This window comes from Ignisphaera sp. (assembly GCA_038831005.1).
Lineage (GTDB): Archaea > Thermoproteota > Thermoprotei_A > Sulfolobales > Ignisphaeraceae > Ignisphaera.
On sequence record JAWBKZ010000001.1, the window covers coordinates 121,854 to 138,711 of the forward strand.

At 35.9% G+C, this 16,858-nt stretch carries 20 protein-coding genes; 8 read left to right on the forward strand and 12 right to left on the reverse strand.

What is annotated here, in order from left to right; translation table 11 throughout:
• Positions 1–19: 19 nt before the first annotated feature.
• Positions 20–490, reverse strand: a complete 471-nt coding sequence (locus QXK50_00620) for a YkgJ family cysteine cluster protein (protein ID MEM2007665.1) — start codon at positions 488–490, stop codon at positions 20–22.
• Positions 491–649: 159 nt separating this feature from the next.
• Here QXK50_00620 and purM point away from each other — a divergent pair, with 159 nt between their 5' ends.
• Positions 650–1,657 carry a phosphoribosylformylglycinamidine cyclo-ligase gene (purM, locus tag QXK50_00625; GenBank protein ID MEM2007666.1) on the forward strand — a complete coding sequence of 336 codons (1,008 nt, stop codon included), beginning with the start codon at positions 650–652 and terminating at the stop codon, positions 1,655–1,657.
• On the opposite strand, the gene QXK50_00630 is transcribed toward purM, so the two are convergent.
• Positions 1,646–2,077: a putative metallopeptidase gene (locus QXK50_00630; protein MEM2007667.1), complete on the reverse strand. Its 432-nt coding sequence runs from the start codon at positions 2,075–2,077 to the stop codon at positions 1,646–1,648. The two genes, purM and QXK50_00630, sit on opposite strands and share 12 nt — an antisense overlap.
• A gap of 85 nt (positions 2,078–2,162) precedes the next feature.
• Here QXK50_00630 and QXK50_00635 point away from each other — a divergent pair, with 85 nt between their 5' ends.
• From QXK50_00635 to QXK50_00655, 5 genes are all read left to right on the forward strand, one after another.
• Positions 2,163–2,834, forward strand: coding sequence for a phosphoribosyltransferase (locus QXK50_00635; protein MEM2007668.1), 672 nt, complete (start codon positions 2,163–2,165; stop codon positions 2,832–2,834).
• Between the two features lie 36 nt (positions 2,835–2,870).
• Positions 2,871–3,158: a hypothetical protein gene (locus QXK50_00640; GenBank protein MEM2007669.1), complete on the forward strand. Its 288-nt coding sequence runs from the start codon at positions 2,871–2,873 to the stop codon at positions 3,156–3,158.
• Positions 3,159–3,183: 25 nt separating this feature from the next.
• Complete coding sequence (locus QXK50_00645) at positions 3,184–4,128, forward strand: hypothetical protein (GenBank protein MEM2007670.1); 945 nt, start codon at positions 3,184–3,186, stop codon at positions 4,126–4,128.
• 110 nt (positions 4,129–4,238) lie between these two features.
• Positions 4,239–4,946, forward strand: a complete 708-nt coding sequence (locus QXK50_00650) for a ribbon-helix-helix protein, CopG family (GenBank protein MEM2007671.1) — start codon at positions 4,239–4,241, stop codon at positions 4,944–4,946.
• A 185-nt stretch (positions 4,947–5,131) separates the two neighbouring features.
• Positions 5,132–5,845 (forward strand): class I SAM-dependent methyltransferase, encoded by a 714-nt coding sequence (locus QXK50_00655; GenBank protein MEM2007672.1) that lies wholly within the window; start codon positions 5,132–5,134, stop codon positions 5,843–5,845.
• 70 nt (positions 5,846–5,915) lie between these two features.
• Here the strand turns inward: QXK50_00655 and QXK50_00660 are convergent, their stop codons facing one another.
• Positions 5,916–7,349 carry a tRNA uridine(34) 5-carboxymethylaminomethyl modification radical SAM/GNAT enzyme Elp3 gene (locus QXK50_00660; GenBank protein MEM2007673.1) on the reverse strand — a complete coding sequence of 478 codons (1,434 nt, stop codon included), beginning with the start codon at positions 7,347–7,349 and terminating at the stop codon, positions 5,916–5,918.
• A gap of 133 nt (positions 7,350–7,482) precedes the next feature.
• Between QXK50_00660 and QXK50_00665 the strand changes: the two genes are divergently transcribed.
• A complete protein-coding gene (locus tag QXK50_00665) occupies positions 7,483–8,475 on the forward strand; it encodes a phosphate uptake regulator PhoU (protein ID MEM2007674.1) in 993 nt (330 codons plus the stop codon).
• 189 nt (positions 8,476–8,664) lie between these two features.
• Here QXK50_00665 and QXK50_00670 read toward each other — a convergent pair whose 3' ends face one another.
• From QXK50_00670 to QXK50_00680, 3 genes are read right to left on the reverse strand one after another with little or no spacing between them, the layout of a single operon-like run.
• Entirely contained in the window at positions 8,665–9,318 is a 654-nt protein-coding gene (locus QXK50_00670) for an ATP-binding cassette domain-containing protein (GenBank protein ID MEM2007675.1), read from the reverse strand.
• A complete protein-coding gene (locus tag QXK50_00675; protein MEM2007676.1) occupies positions 9,309–9,956 on the reverse strand; it encodes an ABC transporter permease in 648 nt (215 codons plus the stop codon). The genes QXK50_00670 and QXK50_00675 overlap by 10 nt, the downstream gene beginning before the upstream one ends.
• Positions 9,946–10,857 (reverse strand): substrate-binding domain-containing protein, encoded by a 912-nt coding sequence (locus QXK50_00680; protein ID MEM2007677.1) that lies wholly within the window; start codon positions 10,855–10,857, stop codon positions 9,946–9,948. Before QXK50_00680 ends, QXK50_00675 begins: the two co-directional genes overlap by 11 nt.
• 112 nt (positions 10,858–10,969) lie before the next feature.
• Here QXK50_00680 and QXK50_00685 point away from each other — a divergent pair, with 112 nt between their 5' ends.
• Positions 10,970–12,010 (forward strand): substrate-binding domain-containing protein, encoded by a 1,041-nt coding sequence (locus QXK50_00685; protein ID MEM2007678.1) that lies wholly within the window; start codon positions 10,970–10,972, stop codon positions 12,008–12,010.
• Positions 12,011–12,083: 73 nt separating this feature from the next.
• Here the strand turns inward: QXK50_00685 and QXK50_00690 are convergent, their stop codons facing one another.
• The 6 genes from QXK50_00690 to QXK50_00715 all read right to left on the reverse strand — a co-directional run bounded on the left by QXK50_00690 (position 12,084) and on the right by QXK50_00715 (position 16,857).
• Entirely contained in the window at positions 12,084–13,595 is a 1,512-nt protein-coding gene (locus QXK50_00690; protein ID MEM2007679.1) for a hypothetical protein, read from the reverse strand.
• 187 nt (positions 13,596–13,782) lie between these two features.
• The gene (locus tag QXK50_00695) at positions 13,783–14,052 is read right to left on the reverse strand and encodes a winged helix-turn-helix domain-containing protein (protein ID MEM2007680.1); all 270 of its coding nucleotides are present in this window, start codon (positions 14,050–14,052) and stop codon (positions 13,783–13,785) included.
• Positions 14,022–14,555: a hypothetical protein gene (locus QXK50_00700; protein MEM2007681.1), complete on the reverse strand. Its 534-nt coding sequence runs from the start codon at positions 14,553–14,555 to the stop codon at positions 14,022–14,024. Before QXK50_00700 ends, QXK50_00695 begins: the two co-directional genes overlap by 31 nt.
• A 47-nt stretch (positions 14,556–14,602) precedes the next feature.
• Positions 14,603–15,076, reverse strand: a complete 474-nt coding sequence (locus QXK50_00705) for a hypothetical protein (GenBank protein ID MEM2007682.1) — start codon at positions 15,074–15,076, stop codon at positions 14,603–14,605.
• Positions 15,077–15,137: 61 nt separating this feature from the next.
• Entirely contained in the window at positions 15,138–15,659 is a 522-nt protein-coding gene (locus QXK50_00710; GenBank protein ID MEM2007683.1) for a hypothetical protein, read from the reverse strand.
• A 526-nt stretch (positions 15,660–16,185) separates the two neighbouring features.
• Complete coding sequence (locus QXK50_00715; protein MEM2007684.1) at positions 16,186–16,857, reverse strand: ABC transporter ATP-binding protein; 672 nt, start codon at positions 16,855–16,857, stop codon at positions 16,186–16,188.
• Between the last annotated feature and the right edge of the window lies 1 nt (position 16,858).

Below are 16,858 nucleotides of genomic sequence, written 5' to 3' on the forward strand. Positions count from 1 at the left end.
TTAACCACTTAAATCTATTCTACTTGAATCTTGCTATCTCTTTCAAGTTATTTGGCCACGGAGCTAACGTGTACTTCTTTAGCCACTCCACATTTATATCGATGTTCTTCAATACATTCACTATCTTATCTATAACCTCTTTCGGTATTCTGTCTTCTGCAGCAGCTGGACAATCCATATCTAGGTATATCACCTTTTCGTTTCTTTCAAAATCATAGTACATTATTACAGGCCAAACTCTGCAATCAAATGGTCGAAATCTGTATATCTTGCAAAACCCTCTTTCATTTAGATATGGACATGGTATATCTTTTCTAGAGCCTATGGCTTTTACGCTCCCTAAAGGTGTAGAAACATCGAATGAATGTTCAATTGTTTTCTCTTCTTCGGGAAGTAGAATAGCGTAAAACTTTTTGCAACAGTTGTCTTTACATGTAGCACATATGTTTCCAAAATCTACAAACCCTAGATATTCAGCTAGTCTTTTCATCAACGGTATACCACTATGCGTGAAGATACCAATATTTTGCTACATAAACCTTAGTATCTTCAGCCAAAGATACAATATTGTAGCCGTAGCTAAGGATCGTGTTTTTTCAGAAATCTTTATGTTTCTATATTCACTTCTAGTAGTGTTGAGGGTTTCGCTATGTCTTGGAGTTATGCTAAAGCAGGTCTAGATCTATCTAAACACAAATCTATGCATAAATATGTGTTAGAACTTTTAGAGGGTTTAGCTAAAGATCTTGGTGTAGAGATAAGCGGTTTAGGAGGTTATGGTACAGCCATAAAGATTGGTAGTTATAAGATGATGCTCCACGTTGATGGTGTGGGGACAAAGACCATTGTGCTCGAGAAGCTCGGTAAACTGAAGGTGGCTGGATGGGATTGTGTTGCTATGAATGTAAATGATGTTGTATGCGATGGTGGTATACCTATTGCGCTCGTGGACTACGTATCTATGCCTAGAGACGATGTCGAGATATTTAGGGAAGTTATAGAGGGTTTAGTAGAAGCTGCAAGGATAGCTAAACTACCTGTTCTTGGCGGTGAAACAGCTATTCTAAGAGATCTAGTTAGTGGTGTAGATGTTGTTTGTACAGTATTAGCTATTAAGAAGAACTTTGTCAATGAAGCTAGGGTAGGAGATATTGTTATAGGTGTAGAGAGTTGGGGTCTTCACGCAAATGGCTACACATTAGTTAGAAGAGTTCTAGAAAGTAGCGGTTATCGTGAGTATAGAGGTGTTGTCGATGGTATAGATCTAGGTGAGGAACTCTCGAAACCTACAGCAATATATTCAAACCTAGTTCTAGAGGTAATTACACGTGGTTTGGCTCACGGTATTGCCCACATAACGGGTGGTGCTTACACAAAGGTGAAACGAATACTAAGAGGAACAGATATGGTTCTAGACATGCCGAAACCTCCGAAGATATTTGAGGTAATCATGAGGTTAGGTAATGTACCTATTGAGGAAATGTATAGGGTCTTCAACATGGGTATAGGTATAATTATAACAACATCTCTCGAGAATCAGGAAGAGATCTTAAAAATTGCAGAGAAGTTTGGATTTAAGGCATACGTTCTTGGTAAAGTTGTTGCTGGAGATGGTAAGGTGAGGCTAAAACTGTTTGACAACACATTACTCATCTAGATCTAGAGCACCAGAGTTACTTGCTGTAGATGTTTTTCTATCCAGATATATCTTCACAAGCTTCTCCACTTTAATATTGGAAACAAAACTCTTATGTGGACGAAGGCCGCCACCAAAACTCTTAGGTATGTGGAGGAGCTCGTGAACAATTACATAGATCTTTTCTTTAAAACTAAGCGAGTCGAAATTTTCAGATACAACCTCTACTATATACATGGGCTTGATATTCATTACATAAACCCATATTCTCGGAAGCCCATGGATTCGCGCAATAGCTCTAGTTCTTGAGTTTCGTGATCTAATAAAGTACACTCTTGATAAGTCTATATACCAAAAATGGTCTTTCAAAGTCTCGACTATATCTGCAGCGAGCTTCTTGATATCTTCTGCATGGGTATATACTACCCTACTCTTACTCAATTTAGACAACCTAATAAATTTACTATAATGCTTGATATAGTGGGTATATTACTGTATTCGTCGGTAGTATATAGTGTGCAGTTGAGTGTCGATTAGATTAAAAATTGTTGTATCTGTCTATCGTTTGGGTATGCATATGGTTGAAGTAATGTATGTATCGTGGAGAGACGTTATAGATCTGTGTTACAAGATAGCTATAGATGTAGCTAACTCTGGCTATGAACCTAATGCTATTGTAGCTATACTCAGAGGTGGTGTAGTTCCAGCATTAGTTTTAAGCGATATACTTGGTGTTGAAGAGTTTTACGCTATAAGAATTAAACACTGGGGTATAGCTAAAGAAGTCTACACAATTCCTTTAGTTGAACAGCTACCTCAAAGAAAGCTTCAAGGAGTCAAAGTGCTTCTGGTTGATGAAGTTGCTGATACAGGTAAAACTCTTGTTAAGGCTGTTGAAGAGCTTAAGAAATTAGGTGCATTAGAGGTTAAGACAGCTGTTCTCCACCTTAAATCATCATCTATTGTCATACCTGACTACTATGCGGTAAAGCTTGATAAATGGGTATGGATATTCTATCCATGGTCTCTAGCTGAAACATTATTCTCTCTGGCCTATAGAGAATTGGGGAATAAAGCAAATAGAGAAGATGTTATAGCGGTAATAGAACAGCTTGTAGAAACACTAGATGTAGAACACTATAGACGTGAAGTAATAGAAATGGCGCTAAAGTTTTACGCAAAGAAACAGTTTAAATAAACATGTTATAAATCTTTTAAGGTATTAGGGTGAGATATGCGTAAACACAGGATCTATAGACAAGGGGATCTGATACTCATAGAGGAAGATGATGCGCACTTAGAGTATATGGATAAAGAAAGCAATAGACTTGAGATCTCATCTGAAAATGGAAATAAGCATGAACTTTCGTGTAAGGTATACAGATGGAACAACACTAGATATGTGTTAATAGATAGCGTAGAGGTACTGAAGCATCCTCAACATCCTTGGCTAGCGATTGAACCAGGAATCTACAGGGTGACATTTGTGAGAGATTATGTTCTAGAAAGAGCCATAGACTAACAAACTCTGAGGTATATGCATCGATATGTTTTGTCACATAGGTTTAGGGAAAGCTTACGAAAGATCGTACGAATTTTTTCTATCATCTGTAGTAACGAGTAGTGGAGCTAAGAAGAAGTATAGAGATATAGTTAGGATAGAATGTTTTCTAGGCTACCCCTATAGACTCCTCATAGAGAAATTCAGAAACAACATCATACATAGCTACAGATATAGCCATAGACAATACTACGTCTTTCCACAAGAGTTCTACACACTTTTTGTCTCATTCTTTAAATTACTAAATAACCTATATAGACTATATAAGAGAGATCTAGATAGAGTGTTTAGACGAATTGAAAATATAATTAATTATTGTGAAAACATTGAAAAGTGTTACAAAAAGCTTCTAGATGAAAACTATTCTGTAGCTGAAGAAATTGTAAAGAGGGTTCAAAAAGGTAGGAAGGTGTTAACAACAAGATTAGAGAGAAACACTAAACGATGTATTGATAAAGCACTAACCTATTTTCCAGAAATTCTAAACATGTATACCTATAGATACACATCTCCAGAAAATCTAAAAGAATTTCTATTAAAGATTTTCCCAGAAAGAATTGCTAGAGCTTATCACGATTTCATTATAATGCATAATCCTGTAGTTGTTGCTAGAGACGAACTGATACTTATAGCGAGAGATAGTTATGATGAATTCGATGGCTTTAGGATCTATATAGATGATTGTGTTGATAAAGAACACTACTACTTTTTACTGAAAATGGTTGGAACACTTACACTAAATGGTTATGTGAGTAGAATAAAATGGGTAGCGCTTCTAGGTTACGATAAGAACTCTAATCAGATATTCTTACACTACGTACCATCCACAATGGTTCTGCATAATGTTGAGAAGTGTAGATTATGGTTACTAGGACTTGTAGATAACTTTGGGAGAGAGTATTTCTCTGATTTCGAGTTAATAGAGGTATAGAAAGGAGTTATAGATTCATTGATACTCGTTTCTTCATTAACTCACTCTATATAGTTTGGTTCTTGATTACTTTTAAACTCTGTAACTCAGTATTTTTGTAAGTGTGTAGTATGAGTGACAAACTTAAGAAAGAATTTGATGAAACCATAGATAGAATTAAGAGAGAGATAGAGTCTCTATCTAAGAGAATTGATGAATATATGGAGAAAGGAGATGTATATAGAGCCTATAGAGCGTGGAGAGATGGTGTTCTTGATTCTCTTAAAATACTTAGAAAAGCCTTAGATCATGTTGTAGAGAATATTAAGGAAATCAATGTAGGTGAAGAAGAGTTAAAAGACTTTGCTCTACACATAAGAGATAGCGTTAGAGATATTATAAATAGAATTGAAGAATTAGGAGAAAGAATTAGAGAATCAAGAGGTAGAAGACATATACATGTGTGGTATACCTTTAAACCGTTTAAACATGTTTTTCATGGAATTGCTGGTGCTGTTGATTTAACAGTTGACAGGATTTTAGATAGTGTTGAAGAGCTTGTTGATAATATCGAGAAAGCTCTTGAAGATGTAGGTAAAAAGGTTACTCAAGTAATTTCGGTAAGAATTAAGGAACAAGATCTAGAGATTATAGATAAGTTAGTAGATGCAGGTATATTTAAGAGTAGAAGTGAGGCTATAGCATATTTTGCTAGAAAAGGTATTGAAGCTAGTAAAGAGTGGATTGAAAAAGCTCTAGAACAAGCTAAAAAAATTAAGGAACTACAAGATTCTATAAGAAAGGAGATAGATCAGTATAGAGAAGATGAAGAAGAGTAATTGTATAGAATTCATAGAGTTTCGTGATTAGAGATAGAAAGTATTATACTTCGTTTAGTGTAATAAAACTATGCGATTATGTACTCTATACCGGTTCACATATTGTAGCATATCTATGTATAAACCTTAGACCGTGTGATATATGGATAACTATACCATTGAAATATGTAATAAATGGTGAATATATGGTTATAGATAAAGATTTAAGTAAGATTGTAGATGTCTTCGAAGTATATGAGGAGATAGCTGAAGGATTTAGTTCTTGGAGAGTAAAGCCATGGCCTATAGCTGTACTTGGTAAAAGCAGAGGGGGAATAATAGTCGATCTAGGGGCAGGATCATGCATCAATGGAATCTATGTATATTCTTTTGGAGGAAAATATCTTTTATGTATCGATGTATCTTACACTATGGATTTTCTGAGCAGGAGAAGTCTATTGAATAGAGATGTTGTAGGAGACTCTATAGCCGGTGATATGCTTTTCATACCGATAAAAGATAACTCTGTTGATGTTGTTTTAGCTATAGCTTCTATTCACCATGTACCTAGTAAGTTTATAGATAGAGTTTTTGCCGAGGTAGTCCGTATTTCAGTCAATGGGGCTTTAGTCATTATCACCTCTTGGTCTTGGAGACAACTGAGATTTACTATACCAACACTTATGAATATTATTTTAAAACTCTTTGGATTAGTTAAAAGTATAAGAGAATACAGAATTTCGTGGAGAAAGAAGAAGAGAACTCTGTATAGGTACTACTATCTGTATACACTTGATGAGCTTCTCAAGTTATGCAGAAAGTATAGGCTTAAGGTTCTAAGCTATGGATATACAGGTTATCTTAGGAACAAAAGCGATAACATCTTTATTGTAGCAAGAGTCGTTAAGAATTATGGTTAGGCTTCTCAAGACTTATGGATGTATTTCGATAGATATATCGATTTCAGCTAGATACAAGCTATAGCAGTACCTAGTTTAACTGTTTTACCATATATGGAGAATTATATGGTCTAGTGTAACCCAATCTCCTATAGTATTCTCTTGCACCTACACCTGATAGAATGAGTATCTTCGTGCAATTGAATTCATATCTAGCTATTTCCTCAGCTACTGCAAGAAGTCTTGATCCCCATCCCTTATGTTGCCAAGAATTTTCAGCTCTAGAACCTATAGGTATTTGAGGTCCATATACATGTAGTTCTCTAACTATAGCGGTTCTACTATCTACTTCAACTCTATGGACATACATAGACGGTATCCTAAGCCTAAGCAACCCCACGAGTACGCCTCTAGCACTATCTTCTGCGGATAAGAATACCTCTATTCCTTTACTAGCTTCATATACTTCCTTCAATATCTCGATATTAACAGGTTTAATACCCCTATAGAATTCTTGTCTACCTACTTCTCTAAATCTAATCTCATTGATTTCTATTCCTTTCTCAAGAGCTCTCTTTTCAACGAGTTCACGAAGATTAGCTTTCTTAGGTCCAGCAACAATAAGTTGTGCTGGTATGTCTCTCTGTATCCTCATAATCCTCACCCATTTAGGTATATACCTATAGAACTCGGATATCAGATCAACAGCTTCTTCATCTGAAAGAGCTCTATATTCACCCCTTCTCCACATATCGTAGAGTTTTGTTCCTTCAATAACAAGTGTTGGATATATCTTAAGCATATCCGGTCTAAAGTCGGGATTCTCAAATATCTCTCTAATCATCTGTATATCTCTATCTAGATCAGATCCGGGAAGACCGAGCATAATATGGTAGACAACTTTATATCCAGAATCCTTCAATATTCGTGTAGCTTCAATAGTATCTCTAACGCTATGACCTCTGTCTATACGCTTAAGAACGTCATCGTATGTACTTTGAACACCTATCTCGACTTTTGTTGTACCTAGTCTAAGCATTTGATCTACATGTTTCTCTCTACACCAATCAGGTCTTGTTTCAAGTGTAAGGCCAACAATCCTTATATATGCTTTCTCATTTCTAAGCTGAGCATCTTCGAGAGATGGAAATACCTCTGGCCTAGGACTAGGATATCTATTAGCAGCTTCGTATATGTTGGTTATAAACCATTCTTGATAATATAGCGGCATAGCCGTAAATGTTCCACCCATAACTATAACCTCAACTTTACTAGGTATATGGCCTATCACTTCATACTGTCTCAACCTCAACCACATCTGTAGATAGGGATCAAAATCTGTCTGTAAACCCCTCATGAGTGCAGGTTCGTTGCCTACGTAACTTTGAGGAGTACCTTGATCAGGTCCTCCTGGACAGTAGGCACATTTTCCATGAGGACATGGGTAAGGCTTAGACATAACAGCTACAACTGTTATTCCGGACAGCATTCTCGTAGGTCTCCTAATTTTCTTCTCTATAGACATGAACTCTCTATTACCTCCTCAACTATCTATCCTAATTTGGTTTTTATGCTGTACGCCTTTTAAACTAGTGTTATGAGGATATATTTAAACTATTTAAACTGTTTATCTCCTGACAATATATGGTTGTCTCGGTATGCGGAAGGTGTATAGACTTCAGGCAATAGGAGGCTCATACTATATAGCTCTACCTAAAGAATGGCTTAAGAGGTTCGGCTTAGGCAAAGGATCACATGTAGAAGTAGTGATAGAGGATGATGGTACACTAAGGATAAAACCTATCGAGATACAGGAAGAAGTTCAAGAAGAGTTGTCGAAGATAGAGGTAGAGGTTCAAGATAGAGAAACATTATTCTCACTCTTAATCACGCTATACCTCAGAGGATACGATATTATATCACTTAGGTTTAAGGGAAGCGCAATAGCTTCAGCTATAAGAGATGCTGTGAATAGAGCTAAAAACATACTTCTTGGATTCGAAATAGTTGATGAAGACAGTTCCAGTATAGTTCTCCAGGTTTTATCTTCAAGTGATACCGAAATACATACACTTATTAAAAACATGTATAGAATATCGAGATCAATGTATCTAGACTCTATAGTAGCTCTCATTGAGAGAGATGCTGAAAAAGCGTACTCAGTTGAAGCAAGAGATCAGGATCTAAACAGACTCTACTTCTATATAACGCGAGTGATAAGGAAGAAGGTTGTATCAGGTATTGTTGAACCTAAAGAGTTGTTAAAGCTTGTGGATCTGAGAATGGTTGTAAAAGCTATAGAAGAAATAGGTGATGATGCCAAAAAAGTGGCGAAAATAGTTCAGGAAGTTATACTGAATGATATAGAGATTGATATAAATAACGCAGAGAAGTTGAAGATGTATGTCGATGAACTAGATGAGATATACAGGAATATTGTGAATAAGATAGAGAAAGTGGTGCCACTTCCAGAGCTACTCGAATCTCTCTATACATGTGAAAAGATTAGGTCAGGGCTACACAATTTCAGAAAAGATTTAATAGAGAAAGATCCGAAAGCTCTTACGCTACTGAGCGAGGCAATCTATAGCTATGAAGATATAGCTACGCATGTATACGATATCATAAGCTTAATCTCTTCATCAATATAGCTTGTTTCTCTAAATTATTCTATAAGTACCTAGATCTAGAGTAATTTTCTTCAAGATGTAGCTTTATCAAAACGTATATATGTTGTGAATTATGTAATCATCATAAGTTAAATTGATGCAAAGTTAAATCATGGGCTAAAGTGATTAATTTCCTATATCTGTTTGATGTAACTACATACCTCTAGCTAATCAGCTAGACACTAGTTTACCGTTCTTAAGAAATATTCTTTTATCTATATCTATATCCGGTATGTTCTCTATGTGAGATGCTATCACTATACCTACTCCTTCTTCACGAAGATCTAATAGTATTTCAATGACCTTCCTTTTTTTCTCTTCATCAAGATTTGCAAAAGATTCATCAAGAAACAGTACCTGTGGTTGTACTACGAGAGCACGTACTATTGCTACAAGTTGTGCTAAACCTATAGAAAGTTTATGTACAGGACGCTCAGATAGATCAGCTATTCCTAATCTATCGAGAATATCTTTAGCTATATCCATGGCCTTATATTTATTGATCCCTCTTAACGTTAATCCAAAGACAATGTTATCGATGACGCTTCCCCTAATGAGTATGGGTTTCTCATGAACATAGACAACATGTCTACGAATCATAGTTCTAGTTTTTTCATCTAGTTTCCAGAAATCTTTTCCATCTGTAATCACGTAGCCCTTTGTAGGTCTATATATAAGGGATGCTATTTTCATGAGCGTTGTTTTGCCACTTCCATTAGATCCCACTATATGTACTACTTCATTAGTTCTGAAAACTACTGATATATTTTCTAAGACCCATTCTTTATCGTACCTATAGTACACATTGTTTAGCTCTATATCCATGCTACACGAACCCTAGTCAGAAGTTTAACAGCTATAGATATCGATACAGTTAGCAGAAGAAGTATTAAACTTAGAGCTATAGCTTCTTCAAATTCTCCTTTAGCAATTTCTAAAGCTATAGCTGTAGTCATTACGCGTGTGTAACCCTTTATATTTCCGCCAATCATCATAGCTATACCTAATTCGCCAATAGCTCTAGAGAAACCCATTATACATGAAGCTATAATGCTGGATATAGATTGATTTAATACAAACACTGTCTTCTGGTATTTATTTGCTCCAAGAGATAAAGCTAGCTCACTATATAATGCGGCTGTATCTTTCAAAGATCTATAGATAGTTGAAACTATAAGTGGTGTGATTAGTATTGATTCACCGATTATTATAGCAGTTGGTGTATAGAGGAGCTTTAAAGATCCTAGAGGACCTGAAGAACTGAAGAGCATGTACAGCAAGAGACCTAAGACTACTGTGGGTATACCTACAAAAGCTTCTGTTAAAGCTTCAACTATATATCTATTCCTAAATCTGAAAGTAATTATGTATGCTAGCGGTATGCTCCATAGGCATGATAAAAGTGTGGCCGTACCAGCTATGTAGATAGATCTAAATACAGTACCCATAAAATCATTGATCATCTGTTTTCCCCAAGGCTTGAGTTCTCCATATATTTAAAACCATATCTTCTTGATCTTTAACAGGTGTAAATATTTTTGTGCCAAATAATGTACAGAATTCCTCTACAATATTTTGATTAATGTATAAGAATTCTTGAAATAGTTCTGCATATCTCTTTTCAATACCTCTACAATTTGTAGCTATATATGTGCTGTAGATATTTAGTGATGCGTAATCAGAAGTATTGGTATATAGAATAACGATATTACTAAGTCTATTCTTTCTCTTTAAAATTTCATAGGTACCAACATCAGCAAATGTATATGCTTCTAACTCATCAGCTAAAAGAAGTGCTTGATCAGCTCCACAGCCACACTCTATATACCATTCACCCTCTAGTCGAGAAACATTAGATATTCTCCATAGATACCTCTCTCTCATACATGTTCCAGATCTATCGGCTCTACTAACGAATTTGGTTAAACCTTTTTGTGTCGCTATGTATATTCTTTGAAAAGCGTCAACAAAACTCTTGGATCTCGAGACATTTGCTGGATCACTACTAGGACCAATAATTACGAAGAAATTGTATACAAACGGTTTATGTCTATCGATTACCCCTAGTTTTAGGTATTCAGCTTCTAGCTCAGGAGCATGAACTATAACCATACATACATCACCTCTTTTTGCATATTCTAGTGCAGCACCACTACCTACAGCTACAAAAACAATCTCTGTATCTGGATATAGTTTTCTGAATGTATTTGCTGTATACTCAAGCAGTCCTGTGGTATACAGCGATGTTGTTGCTGCTATTCTTATTATGATTTTTGAGTTACTTCTGTCAACAAGATAGTGTGTACCTATAATCAGTAGAGAAATTGATATTATAGTAATTATTATCTTTATCCATAGTTTCATCATCTCTGCCTATAAATGTTGTAATTCTGGTGATAAGGTATTAACTATATCGCTATCTGTAAAACCGATAACGATATAAAAACCTTAGCAGTATCTGGGATCTGTGGTCTCAATGGATTACGATGATATTGTTATAAGATTTGATGTAGTTATAGAGTATAAAGGTCATAAAGTTCTCGATAGACGGATAGCGTCAATATTCAAGATGCTGAAAGAGAGAGGATCAATGCTTAGTGCTTCTAGAGCTTTAGGTGTTCCCTACTCTAAGATATACGATATTATAGCTAGAATCGAGCGTATAACAGGTAAGAAGGTTGTTGAGGCTAAAAGAGGTGGTAGAGGTGGTGGTGGAGTAGTACTGACAGAATTTGGTGAGAAGCTGATTTCGCTCTATGAAATAGCATTGACAAAACTCATTGAGACAGGTCTATCTAGTTATAGCCAGACGATATCGGGAGAAAAAGGTTTAGTTGTAGCTCATAGCCACGATCCAGCTCTGTCTGTGGTATTTTCTGCTCTATCTAGAGATGGTGTAGAAGTTAGTAGTATGTGTCTGGGTTCTGGATTATCTCTAGCTATGTTAAGTCTTGAGCTTGCAGATGTAGTGTGTATTCATCTCTATGACCCTGAATCAAAAATGTATAATACTCCATATCTGGATAGATTTTGGTTAACAGATAGAGTTGAACGCATAGGAGGATATCAACGTGAGATAGTTTTCATTTACAGAGATGGTCTGAAGTTTAAGTCTATTGAAAATATCCTCCACGGAATTGTTACCGGTGAACTAGTTGTAGCTAGCAGAAATAGAGGCTCTGGAACTAGATTACTTCTAGAGAGTCTTCTAAAAGATTATATGAATAGATTTTCACTAGATTCAGCAAATGTGAGAGGTATTGGGAAAGAGCTTTATACACATGATGATGTTGCTGAACTTATAAAGAGAGGAGAAGCTGATGTAGGTTTAACTCTTAGATATGTAGCTGATAGACATGGGTTAAAGTATATGCATGTTACATGGGAATTATACGAATGTTATGCATTAAAGAGTCGAAGCAATAGTTATATAGATAGATTCAAAAATATTCTTCATTCACAACAATTCAAATCCATACTAACCGGCATACCTGGTTACAGACCCTACACAATTTAACGAAACTATGATGTAGAGGTTTATTTAAACGATAATTCTGTATTTAAAAATAAAATCAATTTGTTAGAAATACCTAATTCTGGTTGCCTCGTTTCAGTAAGCTTAAGATAATGAATACCATTAGTGCTAATGCTGTAGCAGGTAGTGTTGAATGTATCCATAGAACTCTGTACAGATATATGTACCATAGAATTCCTGTTAAAGCCCCTATAACCATAGACGTTATGGCGCCTTCTTTTGTAGCTTTTCTCCAGTATAGACCTATTGTTACAGGACCTATGAAGCATGCAAATATTGTTCCAAAAGCGGCACTAACTATATCGATTATAAGTCTGTTTTCAATTAATGCAAGTGCTATAGGTATTAATGAGAAAGCTATTGCAGATAATTTTGCTATACGGAGTAGTTTTTCCTCATCTTTCACACTCTTAGCTATCTGAACAATATCTCTCACGAGTGTATTAGAGAGTGTTAGAACAGTTAGAGCTATAGTTGACATTGATGCTGCAACAGGTGCTGCTAGAATCAAGCCTCTTACACCTATGGGAGCTATTAGCGATATCGTTTTAGGTATAACCCAATCAGTATCCTTCATGAGCTGAACAACTTCCTGAGCTGAGAGATGTTTATCTAGTATAAGGTGGCAGAAGGCTCCTAGCGAGAACATAAGAGATGCATAAGTAGCTACAAGTAGAGGTCCTATGAGTCTTCCTCGAGATATAGCTTTAACATCTCTAGCAGCATAGAACTGTATCAATAGGTTTGGTAAAGCTATTTGAGCCATACCTATTGAGAAAGCTATACTCATTATTAGTATCGGAACAGCGTTTTTCTCTATAGCTGGTGGCGGCCCCATGCCGTCGAGCTTTAACCATAGCGATCCAGGTTTACCTGCAATAATTGTTTGAGAAAGCTGTTGAATCCCATTTATTGGCCCTCCTACGTGGCTCATTATGTAGCTAAATGTTAGTATAGCGGCTATAATCATTAGCGATCCGAGGAACAGATTGTTTATAGCTGCAGCCTTCAGTCCACCGATAACGATATATATTATGACAGGTAGAGCCAGCAATAGTAGAGCGTATTTGAAGTCTATTCCTAGCTGTGTCGAAAGTATTACTGCACCACCTTTGTAAACACTTACAAGATATAGTGTAAAGAGAGATATAATTATTGTAGCTGCTATAGCTCTGGCTAAGACACTTCTATATCTATGTCCTATTAGTTCCGGTACACTCATAACCTTGTTCTTGGAGACGTAGTCGAATAGCTTACCTGCTACAGCTATCCATAGAATTACAACACCTATAACATGCCATGCTGTTAGCCATGCTCCAAACCCTAGATTATATAGATAGGTAGCTCCTCCTCCACCCAGAAATGATGCAGCGCTAAAGTATGTAGCCATTATGGAGAATGCTAGTAGCCATGGACCTAGGGTCTTGTTGGCAAAGATGAATCCTGTGAGTGTCTTGCTAGCTCTATAGCCTATGAACCCTATGGCTATAGTTAAACACATGACTGTGAATATTATGGCTGTATCGATATTGATTGTAGAGCTGAATGCTACAATGAGTCTATTCACCCCTCAACTCTTTGTATACACTATATGCTATACCTAGAATGAGTACCGCTAGAGATACTATGTATCCTAAAGCTATTGAGATATCTAGCTCCACAATATTCAACACCTAAGAAATATACAAGATAGTTGGGACCACTTAATAAACTTTACTTGTATATCTCTAAATACCTGGTTTATGTTCATTAATCTATATCAGTCCATAGTCATCTAGAAGATCTAGGACTTTCTTCAGCTCTTCATAAAGCCTTATACCTTTGTCTGTTATACGTATGAACCTAGTTTTTCTACTACTGTTCATCTCTATAATTTTTCTCTCTTCTAGTTCCCTCAAAAGCTTTACAAGTCTGTCGTAGGGCATGTTGACGAGAGTTGCTAGTTTAGTTGGATTTGTTTCACCTTGAATAAGAATCTCGAGAACTTTGAACACTATCTCAATCCTACTTCGCTTTCTGCCCATAGCCTTGATACCTTTAGACTATTGTGTACAGCTAGAGCAACAGCTGATGTACTTCTTACAGATTCAGAGATTAGTAGAAGTATGGGTGTAAACTCAACACTAGCTACTACGGCTAATGCTCTTAAATAGTATGATAGAGAAAGCATTAAAAGAAACAATCTAATAGATCTTTTAGCTTCTATAGCTACATAAGATGAAAGTAAACCTGCTACAATATCGGGAACCAGTATCAATAAAATTGTTGGTACCATAATGTACATTTTATTCTCTATATGTCTCTGGACAATCATTATAGTGAAACTCGCAATAGCTGTAGTAGCTGTTGCTACATACAGAGCTGTAGCTATCCTTATATCGCTAGAGAGTATAGAGAGAAGCACACATAATTGACTAAGCGAGAGAAACATGAAAGATAGGAAGGCTAGTGCAAGTTCATCTCCACCAATCTCTCTATAGATCTGTAGAAACCTTAGAGCTGTATAGAGGAAAGCTGTAAAACCCATCAACTCTAAACAAATTAGCACTAAACTATAGAGCAGTAACAATCACCTCAACGAGGTGTATACACAAATCTCATACCATTCATATGAACCTCTATGGGTATAAACGTCAATCCTCTAGGTGTCCTAAATAGATAGCCTATGGCAACAACCTTTGTGCCATTCATATATCTGGCGAGTTCCTCTCCATCAATACACTTCTCTTCAGCTAAAGACCTATATCTAGACATAAAGACAGTGGATACAAGATCACCATCAACCACGAAAACACCTACTCTAGAATCTCTCCACATAAAAAATCCCCTAATAATATTTCTAGAACCTCTAAGAGCTGTATATCCATAAACCCCGTGGACAAACCTTGGAGGCGGTCTAGGGATAGATAGATACTGAAACGCATCTTCAACTATTTGCTCAACAGGTTCTTGCTGATCTATAGGATAGGTCAAGTATATTACTAATGGTATAGATAGAACTATCAATACAGAGGCTACAGAGATCATTACTATGGTCGTTCTATCCATAAGCTTCACAGCATAACCACAGAATATATATTCAAGTGCATATAAAAATTGTTTAGTTAAACTATCTTATAACACTATTATCATCTAGAGCTTCAACCCACGTGCTACTGCATCTACTACTGATTGTCATTCTGTTTTTCAAGATTCTTTCACACTTAACAATCTCTATAACAAATCCATTAATTACATCTACGTAAACTTTAGCCTTATTTTCACCATTTTTAGCTAGTATAACAACAGCTTTATCTGCTCTCATGACGATAGAACCATCTCCTTGAACAACGAACCTCACAATAGGTTTAATTACAGCTATACTATATCCGTTTTCAAGTAGAGTAGAGGCATTAGGATCAGATCTAAGTATGTTTTCGATTCTAGTTCTATACTCATCACTAACCTCTACAATATAATGCCTCAGTATTTCTCTACTCAATCTAAATCCATAGAACCATCTAGATTTATCATTGATAGCGTTTGGTATATTTCCTATATTGTATTGAGCATAAGCATAGCTTAGGGTAACTACTATAGCAATAGCTATGACTATTATAACTACATACAAGAGTATAGATCTTCTGTGCATAAATTTCACCTGTTCATGAAGTAAAAGTTGTAGTAAAGTATTTAAGTAGGACTCACAGAATGTGTAGAACTATCTACTGAATTACTCATAACTAAGTATCTAGAATTATGTTCACTGACACATACTCTTATGTAATTTATACATCCTACAAATAAGGGTAACATCCTATGTAGATATACTAGATTATGAACTTAGTACTTAATAGAATGTGTAAATATAGTATACATACTTATCTCATATGTCTTATGGCTATACCTAAAGCATAGCTTAACTTAGATAGCAGACCTCTAGTATAATTCATAACATATACTGTAGGATCAAGGCAAAAAGCAGAACAAAAATATTGTATTAACCGTTAACGGTAACCGAAAGAGTTACTAAAGAAGCAGATAAAGAAATTATGATATAGTGATACTGATTACAGGTGTACCTACTCGCTATGGGAAGACCCAGTAGATAATATTTATACACTATATTATTTCTGTCTTTCTTCCAGAACCCGTTTATTAAGTATCATACAAATTTATCAGAATCGTTGAAATGTGTGTAGTTTACTGTTTACTAGAAGCAGATCTTTATCAGAGTTATAGTTTTGGTGTAGATCTGTAGTTGTTACAATGATTGCTGTACCTTTTTCATCTACATATCTTCGAAAGAGCTTCATAACTGTTTGTGCTGTATTGTCATCTAGATTCGAAATAGGTTCATCACCTACAACTAGTATAGGGTCTTTAGCAAGTGCTCTAGCTATAGCTACTCTCTGTCTTTCACCACCACTCAATTCATCTGGATATCTGTACATCTTATCCTCTAAACCAAGGTATGCTAGAATATCGCTAACCTTTCTTCTTCTTTCGTTTCTCGGTATTCCTAGGAGCTTGAGTGGTAACTCAACATTATCTGCAACACTTATCGATGGTATTAACTTGAACATTTGATCTATGTAGCCTATGTATTTAAGTCTCAGAAAAGCTCTCTCACCCTCATTGATACTTGTTACATCTCTATCTATAAACTCTAGAGAACCTTCATCAGGTTTAATGAGGAGAGATAGGATTTTAGCTAAAGTTGTTTTACCTACACCACTCCTACCCCTAACAACAACTAGTTCTCCAGCTTCTATAGCTAGATCTACATTATCTAGAATCTTTTCTCTTCCCATCCACTTAACTACAGACAATAATCTGATTATATACATA